Annotated in this window: 6 protein-coding genes and 1 CRISPR repeat array; of the genes, 3 read left to right on the forward strand and 3 right to left on the reverse strand. The window is 58.7% G+C overall.

Annotation, left to right across the window (positions count from 1 at the left end; all coding sequences use genetic code 11):
* Nucleotides 1-156 precede the first annotated feature (156 nt).
* On the reverse strand, nucleotides 157-1,992 hold the full coding sequence (locus NW834_RS04860; protein WP_414418577.1) for a DUF1565 domain-containing protein: 1,836 nt from the start codon (nucleotides 1,990-1,992) through the stop codon (nucleotides 157-159).
* Between the two features lie 165 nt (nucleotides 1,993-2,157).
* Between NW834_RS04860 and NW834_RS04865 the strand changes: the two genes are divergently transcribed.
* From NW834_RS04865 to ald, 3 genes are all read left to right on the forward strand, one after another.
* Nucleotides 2,158-3,384 carry a pentapeptide repeat-containing protein gene (locus NW834_RS04865; protein ID WP_414426228.1) on the forward strand — a complete coding sequence of 409 codons (1,227 nt, stop codon included), beginning with the start codon at nucleotides 2,158-2,160 and terminating at the stop codon, nucleotides 3,382-3,384.
* A gap of 108 nt (nucleotides 3,385-3,492) precedes the next feature.
* Nucleotides 3,493-4,605 carry an LptF/LptG family permease gene (locus NW834_RS04870; protein WP_414426229.1) on the forward strand — a complete coding sequence of 371 codons (1,113 nt, stop codon included), beginning with the start codon at nucleotides 3,493-3,495 and terminating at the stop codon, nucleotides 4,603-4,605.
* Between the two features lie 100 nt (nucleotides 4,606-4,705).
* Nucleotides 4,706-6,874: a CRISPR direct-repeat array (repeat unit 37 nt; unit sequence GTTTCCGTCCCCTTGCGGGGAAAAGGTAGGGATCAAC).
* Between the two features lie 335 nt (nucleotides 6,875-7,209).
* Nucleotides 7,210-8,298, forward strand: a complete 1,089-nt coding sequence (gene ald / locus NW834_RS04875; protein WP_414426230.1) for an alanine dehydrogenase — start codon at nucleotides 7,210-7,212, stop codon at nucleotides 8,296-8,298.
* 33 nt (nucleotides 8,299-8,331) lie between these two features.
* Here ald and NW834_RS04880 read toward each other — a convergent pair whose 3' ends face one another.
* Both NW834_RS04880 and NW834_RS04885 read right to left on the reverse strand, forming a co-directional pair.
* Nucleotides 8,332-9,105, reverse strand: a complete 774-nt coding sequence (locus NW834_RS04880; RefSeq protein ID WP_414426231.1) for an ABC transporter permease — start codon at nucleotides 9,103-9,105, stop codon at nucleotides 8,332-8,334.
* 65 nt (nucleotides 9,106-9,170) lie between these two features.
* Complete coding sequence (locus NW834_RS04885) at nucleotides 9,171-10,007, reverse strand: ABC transporter ATP-binding protein (protein WP_414426232.1); 837 nt, start codon at nucleotides 10,005-10,007, stop codon at nucleotides 9,171-9,173.
* Nucleotides 10,008-10,368: the final 361 nt, after the last annotated feature.

The raw sequence follows: 10,368 nt of genomic DNA on the forward strand, positions 1-10,368 counted from the left end.
TCTGAGCTGTCATCGCCCTTGGCAAGCACTTGTAGTCAATTCCCTTGCCAGCGACCAAGGAGACTTGGGCTCAATGGCTGGCCACCCCGCCAAAGAACTGGGATCAAAGCTCCCTCGTACCGCTATGGAGAAGCAAGCCGGCAGTGTGGGGGGTCGCTAGCGGAAAATCATCTCGGCAACCGCCTCAAAGCCGGCATCTAACAGCCGATCCAACACCGACTGGGCCTGGCTGCGACTGTCGTACAGGCCCGCCTGCAACACTGTTCTGCCGTTGAAAACCGTTTCCACCGCCTCGGGGATGAGCTGCCGCAATCGGTTCAAGTCATCGCTGCTCTTGGGGGTCACCAACACGCGAAATTGGGTTGCCGTTCGCGTTGGCGAAACGGAGTCGTTACCCACAGCAGCCACAGGGGGGGCAACTGGAGTTGTAGTGGGAGCAGAGGGAGTAGTTGGGATCCCTGCCGATGAGCGACGGGCCGGCGGGGGCAGAAGGGTGGTGATATCTGTGAGGGGAGCCGAGGGTGGCCTGGGAACAGGAGCTGCGGGGGCAGGGCCAACCGGCTGAGCAGGTGCGGTAGAGCCATCGGGGGTGAAGGGGACAGCCACAAACTGCTCCCCCGGAGGTTGGGGCTGGGGAGTTGCCTGAGGGCTGGAGGGATCTGGCAAGATGCGCCCTCCGGATCCTTGGGGCGGAGAGGGGGGAACCGGGGCAGTAGACTGGGGCACCGTTAAAACCGGCAAGGTGGAGGGGGTCTCAGCGGCTGGCCGGGGATCCCTGGGAGTAGCCGGCTGGGCCGGAGCGCTGGGCAGAGCCAAAGTGCCAGGAGCAATGGGGCGGGGAGCGCTGTCGGGAAGGGCGGCAACGGTGGTTTGACCGGACAGATCCAGATCCCCTTTGACCTGGCCCCGCAGTTGGTTGCCGTTGGCATTGAGGCGCAGGCCGCGGGTGGCGTTGTTGATATCGTATTGGCCGTTGCCCTCAAAGATGTTGTTGCCGGGATCCGTGGCCGTGCCCAAATCCGGCTGGGCAGTGGTGATGGCGGTGAGGCCGGTCTCCAAGTTCTGGGCGATGAGATTGTTGCGCAGGATGGGCCTGGAGCTGCCCCCGACGATCACGCCGGTACGGTTCTGCAGGATGCGGTTGTTGCGCACAATAGGCGCCGAGCGCTGGTCGATGGTGATGCCAAAGCCGGTCTCCTGGAACAGGTTATTGATGATGGTGGGCTGGGAGGTGCCCAAGACGGAAATGCCGTTGGCCCCGTTTTTATAGAAGCGGTTGCCCTCCACCCAGGGATTGGAAGCGCCGGCAATGAAGATCCCATCGTGGATGCTGCCCACAAAGCTGTTGTTGAGAATGCGCGGGGAGGCAGATTCCACCCAGAGGGCATAGCCGCGCCGCCCCTGGTTGCGCAGGGTAATTCCTCGCACTTCTGCGCCGGTCTCTGCCAGCAGAGCAACATTTTGTCGGCCTAGGGTCGGGCTCATGTAGGTACCGCCGCCGGTGATGAGATAGCCCTCTCCCAAGGTGGACTCGTCCCCACGCAAGGTGAGGCCGGCTTTCAGACGGATGGGGAAGGTTTCGCCGCTCTCCTCGCTATATACCCCGGGAAAAAGCTGAATGACGCTGCCAGCCTCAGCCCGCTGAATGGCATAAGTAATCGTCTTGAAGGGGTTATTGCGGGATCCATCCCCACGGGTATCGCTGCCGTTGGCTGCATCCACGAAAATGGCCGGGCGATTGTCCGGGAGCGGGGGAGCTTGAGGCAGGGTCTGCTCGCCGGTAATACCAGTGTCCAGGGAAGTTTGCGCCCAGCCGGGATCCAACTTTGCTGTCAGCAGTAAGGTGGTGCCAAGCATCAGAGAGGTTGCCAGCCGCGTCAGCATTGCAGAACGATGGCGCTGCGCCCGCAGGCCGGGCAGGACTGCTGTAGATTGGTGTTCGCCGGATTTCTGCAGACCAATAGGCAGTAAGGACAATAAGGAAGAGATCATGGTGGTTATCCTCACACCAGGCTGGGCTAGAGAAGAAAGGCCGAGGTTATCCTACCAAACTGAGTAGGCGGGATCCTGCCCTATCCGCCAACTCCAAATACGGACTAACGCAGGCTTTTTTTGCAAGTCTAACACTAGCCCTAGAGTAACCTCCCTGCTTGCGCCATGACCTACAAAACCCTTGTCCCCGAACATCTGCCCCAAGAGCCGTCGCTGCTTGAATCCGGGATCCTGCTGTCTCCGGTCTCACCGTGGCAACCCCTGATTCATCTGCTGCTGTTGGGGATTCCGGCCTTCTTGCTGCTCTTGGGAAAGCTGATGGCTCAGCCGGTCTTGGGCTGGGGGGCGGTGCTGGCTTGGCTGGGCCTGGCGGGCTGGTGGGGGCGATCGCTTTGGGCTCAGATCGGACGCCGTCTTTGGCAGTGGCTGACCACTTGGCCTCAATTGGCCTGGGCGGGAGTGGCCCTCAGCTTGGCCCTGATGGGAGGGGTTGCCGGGAGCGGGGTGTTTTCCGCTTTGGGATCCCTGAGTTGGGAGGCGATTGGGGCTTTGGGAGAAGTGTTTGGGGCCACAGGCCAGATCTTGATCGCCATCCTGGCTGCCTACATTGCCTGGCGGCAGTACATCATCTCCCGCGATCTCACCATTCAGCAGAATATCATTACCCAGCAGCAGACCATCGATGCCTACTTTGAAGGCATTTCCAACCTGGTCTTGTCTCCCGATGGGCAGTTGGACGATTGGCCCCTGGAGCGGGCCATTGCTGCCGGGCGCACGGCTGCTTTGTTGAACGGGGTGGATCGCTTCGGCAAAGCCAAGATCCTGCGCTTTCTCTCCACCGCTAACCTGCTCAGCCCTCTGCGGCGAGACGAACACCTGGGCCGACCTATCCTGGATGGCAAGGGGGGCTACCAGCGGGATCGCCTGCACGGGATCCGGGTGGTCAACCTGGGCACGATGCTGGAGGGAGCCGACCTGCATGGCACCCTGTTGCGGGCGGTGGATTTCAGCGAAGCCAGCCTGGAGCGGGCCAACCTGAGCGGCTGCGATCTCAGCCACACCAATCTGTGCGGAGCTAACTTGCGGAATGCCGACCTGCGCGGGGCCGATCTCTACCGCGCTTTGCTGTTTGTGGGATCCCCTCAGACGGCTTCCCCTGCTCAGCCAGGGCAAAAGCCCGATTTCAAGACCGGGGCCTACACCGGAGCTATCGTGGCAGGGGCAGATTTCCGCCAGGCTCGCCGCCTTTCCCCCGAACAGCGGGCCTACCTGGTCACCTGGGGTGCCGAGCTGGATCCCGCGTCCGAACCTCCCCTCAACTCTCCTAGGCCGCGTTCGGATCCTGCCGACAAAACAGAGTCGTTTCCCCCCCCTGTTTCCCCAAGCCCTTGAGCGAGAATAAATCGATAAGCCTGGTTCAGGGCTTTTGCCGCCGATTCTTCGGCTATTGCAACTCGCCTCTCCCTTGGGGAGAAGGGCGATCCCCTTCGATTCTCAAACATGGCACGGTTGCTCACCAAGTTCTGGCTGCTGGAGCGCTATCTGTTTGGGGAGATGCTCACCCCGGTGCTGGCCGGTATTGCCGGGGGAACCCTGCTGCTGCTGGTGGGCCGACTGTTTACCCTGGCCGAGCGGCTGGTCGAGGGATCCGTCCCCCCCCTGACGGTGTTGCGTCTTTTGGTTTTGGATCTGCCGGAGATGGTGGTGCTGGGCATGCCCATTGCCGCCTTCTTTGCCACCATGCTCACCTTGGGCAAGCTGAGCGGCAACAGCGAGATCACCGCTATGCGGGCAGCCGGGATCCCGTTTAGCCGGATTTTCCGACCCCTGCTGCTGGTGGGGTTGGCCATGAGCTTGAGCGCTTTTTTCATCAGCAACGTGTTGCTGCCGGCCAGTAAACAGCAAATCCGCCAGATCGATCAGCAAGCTTTGCTGGCCCAGGCCACCACCCCGGTGCAATACGATGTCTTTTTCAAAACCGAAGACAACCTCTGGTTCTTCATCCGCCAAGTGGATCCCCGGTTAAATACGATGCAAGATGTTACGATTTTGCGGGTGGATCCCTTGCCGGGGGGCAAATACCAGTTGGTGGAAGTGACCTTGGCCGCTCAGGCAGTGTGGAATGGACTGGAGTGGAGCCTCAGCGAAGGAGCGACCCACCTTTACGGCCCCACCGGTCTCAGCATTGCCGAGCAAACGTTTCATCGCAAGCCGTTGCAAGTTTCTCAGGATCTGGCTACCCTAATGCAGCCGCCGGTTCCCCCCAGCGAGTTGAGCTTGCCGGAGCTGGCGGAGCGGATTTCCCGTTTGGCCCGCTCCAATCTCAATACTCAGGCTCTGCGCACCGAGTTCCACATGCGCTTCTCCCTGCCCTTGGCCAGCTTTTTTGCCGTGCTGATTTCGCTACCCCTGGGATCCAGCACTGCCCGGCGGGTGGGACGCTACGGGGGCGTCGTCTTCGGGATCCTGTTGGTGTTTGCCTACTACGTGGTTCTGAGCGTGTCTCGCAGCTTGGGAGAAGTGGGAGCCCTTCCCCCTTGGGCGGCAGCCTGGAGCTTCAACATCTTGTTCGGCGGCATCGGACTGGTGCTGCTGGCCCGTTTCCTGCGCTAGGGATCCACCCTAGAATCCGCCAGTCTCAGTTCTCAAGGATGTCTCGAAGAAGGCAGGGATCAACTTTCCTTTCTCTCTCCTCTCGCCTCGCGTAGCTCAGGTTTCCGTCCCCTTGCGGGGAAAAGGTAGGGATCAACACCAAGATAATAACTTGCCGGGAACACCAATTAAACTCGTTTCCGTCCCCTTGCGGGGAAAAGGTAGGGATCAACACTATCCACTCTACAACCGGATATGTCGCGCAGTACGCGTTTCCGTCCCCTTGCGGGGAAAAGGTAGGGATCAACTGCTTTAGAAGAGGTACGGAAGACCCTACCTGAAATGGGTTTCCGTCCCCTTGCGGGGAAAAGGTAGGGATCAACGCTAAACCATCGGCAAAGGAAGAGAGCAGTTGCGCTCGGTTTCCGTCCCCTTGCGGGGAAAAGGTAGGGATCAACTCCCCTAGAAACCGTTGTTGGGTGGCTCGGTGCTGATTACGTTTCCGTCCCCTTGCGGGGAAAAGGTAGGGATCAACTGAGAATTTTGCTCAATAGCGGCTAGTCAATATCGCTGCCAGTTTCCGTCCCCTTGCGGGGAAAAGGTAGGGATCAACCCAAGCTGAGGCCGCGCTCGCGGCGATGCGCAAGGCGCGTTTCCGTCCCCTTGCGGGGAAAAGGTAGGGATCAACTTCTGCCTAAACCTCAGAGGATTGTCATCCCGAGGGGGTTTCCGTCCCCTTGCGGGGAAAAGGTAGGGATCAACATGTGTCAACTACATGGTCGGTACCGGACTGTGTAGCCAGGTTCATGTTTCCGTCCCCTTGCGGGGAAAAGGTAGGGATCAACGCACGCTTACGTAGCTATGTGTGCCCTAGACGAGCAGGGTTTCCGTCCCCTTGCGGGGAAAAGGTAGGGATCAACTCTTTGGCGACAAGCCCTTCAAACCGGGCGTCCACGTCGACATGTTTCCGTCCCCTTGCGGGGAAAAGGTAGGGATCAACCCATCGTGGGCCATAGCCTGCGAGCTCCTGCCCGACTGGCTGTTTCCGTCCCCTTGCGGGGAAAAGGTAGGGATCAACAAGCTCTCGGACTCTAGTCTTCCCACCAACAAAGGCTGCCTTGTTTCCGTCCCCTTGCGGGGAAAAGGTAGGGATCAACATTCGAAATGAGCTGAAGAAAGCTTGGAGGATTATCAATGTTTCCGTCCCCTTGCGGGGAAAAGGTAGGGATCAACGGATAGATGCTGGCCGCTTTATCAGGGCTCGTCTGATTAGGTTTCCGTCCCCTTGCGGGGAAAAGGTAGGGATCAACAGAACGCCAGCTGTTAGAGGAGTCCAAAGACCGGATGTTTCCGTCCCCTTGCGGGGAAAAGGTAGGGATCAACGTGGAGTGTCCGCCGAGCGGTGGAATCGGCTCACCTCGTTTCCGTCCCCTTGCGGGGAAAAGGTAGGGATCAACTTGGCCATTGCCAAAGCGGAAGCGGCCACCGCCGCGTGTTTCCGTCCCCTTGCGGGGAAAAGGTAGGGATCAACGAAGAGTTGGATGTGCACAAAGAACCAGTCTTGGTACAGTTTCCGTCCCCTTGCGGGGAAAAGGTAGGGATCAACATCTCAGGGTGAACCTCTAGAAGAAAGTCAATAATCTTCAGTAGTTTCCGTCCCCTTGCGGGGAAAAGGTAGGGATCAACTGATCAAATCAGTCAGCTAAACCAACTCTCGTAATCCAAGTTTCCGTCCCCTTGCGGGGAAAAGGTAGGGATCAACCCAAAATTGTATCATCTATCAACCCCCCAGTTGGGTAACGTTTCCGTCCCCTTGCGGGGAAAAGGTAGGGATCAACTAAAACAATTCGTAATTGAGGAACCAAAATTTCCTAACAGTTTCCGTCCCCTTGCGGGGAAAAGGTAGGGATCAACAACCAAAGCCTCTGGTAGTTCGCGTACTTAATGACCGTAAGTTTCCGTCCCCTTGCGGGGAAAAGGTAGGGATCAACGCTCAGCAGAGCCTAATATTGTATCTCCTGGATAGCCTAGTTTCCGTCCCCTTGCGGGGAAAAGGTAGGGATCAACATCTGGTTGGGATCCAGCTTTGTGCAGCCTTTTATCGGTTTCCGTCCCCTTGCGGGGAAAAGGTAGGGATCAACTGACAATAACGGTCACAAAAATGCGGTTAACTTGACGTTTCCGTCCCCTTGCGGGGAAAAGGTAGGGATCAACCCGCAGTTTGCGGGAAACCAATGAAATTTTATACGCCCTGTTTCCGTCCCCTTGCGGGGAAAAGGTAGGGATCAACCCTACCCCCGGAAAAGCTTGAATCCATGCAGTTTTCAAGGTGCGTTCGCGAGGGAGTACGGAGACTTCGTGACATAGATGTTAACATTGCTCTTGGGGATAAGCGCAAGCAAGAAAATTGGGCTTTCTGAGGCTGTTATGTCTTGTTTTCGTGCCAATCATGGCAAGAGATCTAGGTTTGCCCTTGAAATCTTGAGCTAACAAAATTAGCCTGGCGATTGCTTGCCCCGACAGATCGCGCACAAAACTTTACAATTTTCGCTCTCCTGCTCAGGCCAGGGATCCCATTGCGGGGAGAGTCTGTCTAGACTGGAAAGCAGCCCTACGGGGATCCCTATGCGAATTGGCGTGCCCAAAGAGATCAAAGAGCAAGAGTTCCGTGTCGGGCTGACACCGGCGGCGGTGCGGGCCTTAACCGAACAGGGGCATCAGGTGTGGGTGGAAACCCAAGCAGGCCAGGGGGCGGGCTTCACGGATGAGGACTACCAAAAAGCGGGGGCCAAGCTGGCTGTCACTCCTGAGGAGATCTACCGGCAGCAGTTGGTGGTGAAGGTAAAGGAGCCCTTGCCTGCCGAGTATCCTCTGCTCCATCCCGACCTCATCCTGTTTACCTATTTGCACTTGGCCGCCAGCCGCGAGCTGACCCAGGCGCTGCTGCAGTCGGGAGCCACCTGCCTTGCCTATGAAACGGTGGAATTGGCAGATGGATCCCTGCCCTTGTTGATGCCCATGAGCATGATTGCCGGGCGGCTCTCGGTGCAGTTTGGCGCCCATTACCTGACCCGACAGCAGGGGGGGCGAGGCGTGTTGCTGGGCGGGATCCCGGGGGTGCCGCCGGGACGGGTGGTGATCTTGGGCGGAGGCACGGTGGGCACCGAGGCGGCCAAAATGGCCGTAGGCTTGGGGGCGCGGGTGCAGATTTTGGACATCAACCTGCAGCGGCTGAACGAGCTGGAGCTGCTCTTTGGATCCCGTGTGGAGCTGCTCTACAGCACGGCCCAAAGCGTGGAAGAGTGTGTTCGCGAGGCCGACCTGGTGGTAGGGGCAGTGTTGGTGCCGGGAAGGCGGGCGCCGGTCTTGGTGGGAGAAGAGTTGGTGGCCCAGATGCGTCCTCGCTCCCTCATTGTGGATGTGGCGGTGGATCAGGGGGGGTGCATTGCTACCACACGGGTTACCACCCATGCCCAGCCGGTTTACGAAGCCTACGGGGTGCTACACTACGGCGTTCCCAACATGCCCGGAGCCGTTCCCTGGACTTCGACCCAAGCGCTGGTCAACGCCACACTCCCCTACATCCTCAAGCTGGCCAATCTCGGCCTGGCCGCTGCTTTGGAACAAGACCCGGCCTTGGCCAAAGGGCTAAACGTCAGGGCAGGCAAGCTCATCCACCCGGCGGTGCGAGCCACCTTTCCAGACCTGGGCTAGCTCAGGCAGGGGTTGGCTCCCTGGGGAGAGATGCTACTGTCGCCAGGACAGGACATAGCGCTCCAAAGCCGCAAAAAAGGTGTAGAGCAAAATGCCCATAATGCCGAGGGCAGCCAAACCCGCAAAGGCCAAAGGCACATCAAAAGAAGAACTGGCCGACACGATCAGGTAGCCCAGCCCCTGGTTGGAAGCCACCGTCTCCGAGATCACCGAGCCGACAAAAGCAAAGGAGATGGCCACCTTCAACGAGGCAAACAGGTAGGGCATGCTGTGGGGTAGCCCCACCTTGGTGAAAATCTCCCAAGAGCTGGCCCCCAACGAGCGCAGCACATCTCGCATCTCGGCTTCCACCGTCTCCAGCCCCACCGCCACATTGACCGCAATGGGGAAAAAGGCCAGCAAAAAGGCCGTGATCACCGCCGGGATCGTGCCCAAGCCAAACCAAATCGCCAGCAGTGGCACCAAAGCCACCTTTGGGATGGTGTTAAACCCCACCAGCAGCGGGTACAAACACAGATGGGCCAGGCGAGAGCTGCCGATGATCGCTCCAAGCACTATCCCCCCCACCAAAGCCAGCACAAAGGCCAGCAGCGTCGAAGTGAGGGTGGTTAGGGAGTGGCGCATAATCACCGGGCTCCATTGGTTCATGGCTGCCAGGATCTCGGTGGGCGCCGGCAGAATGAAGCGAGGAACATTGAACAGCCCCACCCCCACCTGCCAGAGCACAAGGGTCAAAACGATGGTGGCAGCAGGTAAAACAACAGAAGCCGCTTTGGTCTGCAAAAATCGGTCAAATGATTTTTTCATCGGGATCCCTCGGCAGAGTTGGGCAGTAGTCTATCCAGGCTTGACTAGGCCAATGGCTGTTTAGCCTAATAGCTGCGCCGAATGTGCTTGCGCACTTCCGAGACCAAGTGGTGAAACTCGTCCGTCAGGCAGATCTCCAGCGGGCGTGGACGGGGCAGATCCACTTTGAGGGAAAAGATGATCTCGCTCGGTCGTGGCCCCATCACATAAATGGTATCGGAGAGGAAAACTGCTTCCCGCAAGTCGTGGGTGATCAGAATAGCAGTGCAGCCGGTGCGCATCCACAGCCGTTGCAACATTTCCCACATATCCTCGCGGGTAAAGGCATCCAGAGCAGCAAAAGGTTCGTCCAACAGCAGCAGCTCCGGCTGATGGATCAAAGCGCGGCACAAGGAAGCCCGCTGCCGCATTCCCCCGGAAAGCTGCCAAGGATAGGCTTTCTGAAAACCCTCCAAGCCCACGGTGGCCAGCAGCTCCAGCGCCGACTTTTCATGCTGGGCCAGGTTTTGCTTGAAGGTACGCTTGTAAGGCTCCACCACCTCCAACGGCAGCAACACGTTCTGTAAGGTCGTGCGCCAGGGTAGCAGCACCGGGTTTTGGAAAGCCATGCCCACACTCTTCAGGGGGCCGGTGATGGGCTGCGACTGGAAGTAGAGGGTGCCGCTGTAGTTGGTGTTCAGGCCGGAGACCATCTTCAGCAGCGAGGTTTTGCCACAGCCGCTCGGCCCAACAATGGAGACAAACTCCGAGTGGGCAACAGAAAAGCTGACGTCGCGGATGATCGTGACCGGGGATCCCTTGGTGGGGTACTGCAGCGAGACGTGGCGCAACTCCAGAACGGGCTTGCCCGAAACAGCGGGGGAAGATAACCCACTTTGAACCACCCTCTGCGACTCCAACATTGACTCAACTCCAATGATTTTCATAGTGGCCCAAGTGAGGGCTGATCCCCCTGATCCAGACAGATGATGGCGGGAGCAATGAGGGTTGCAGGCCGGTTTATCTCGATTGGTATGGCCAACCCCATCCCCACTACATCAGAGAGAGGGGCAGCCAGCTGTGTTGCCAGATACTTTGTGGGCCGGTGAGGTCCCCCCATGTTCAGCTTCAGGAGATGTGGGATCCCCGAGGGCCCGGTCATCGAAGACAGTAAACTACCCGACACCCGTGCTATGCGCAGGGTGCGGGCTTTATCCCAATCCCTAGCGGCCCCAGAGGACAGCTAAGTTTCGGAATTTCAGGCGAGTTTACAGTCGCCCCAAG

The organism is Synechococcus sp. R60.1 (assembly GCF_047461835.1).
In the GTDB taxonomy this organism is placed as follows: domain Bacteria; phylum Cyanobacteriota; class Cyanobacteriia; order Thermostichales; family Thermostichaceae; genus Thermostichus.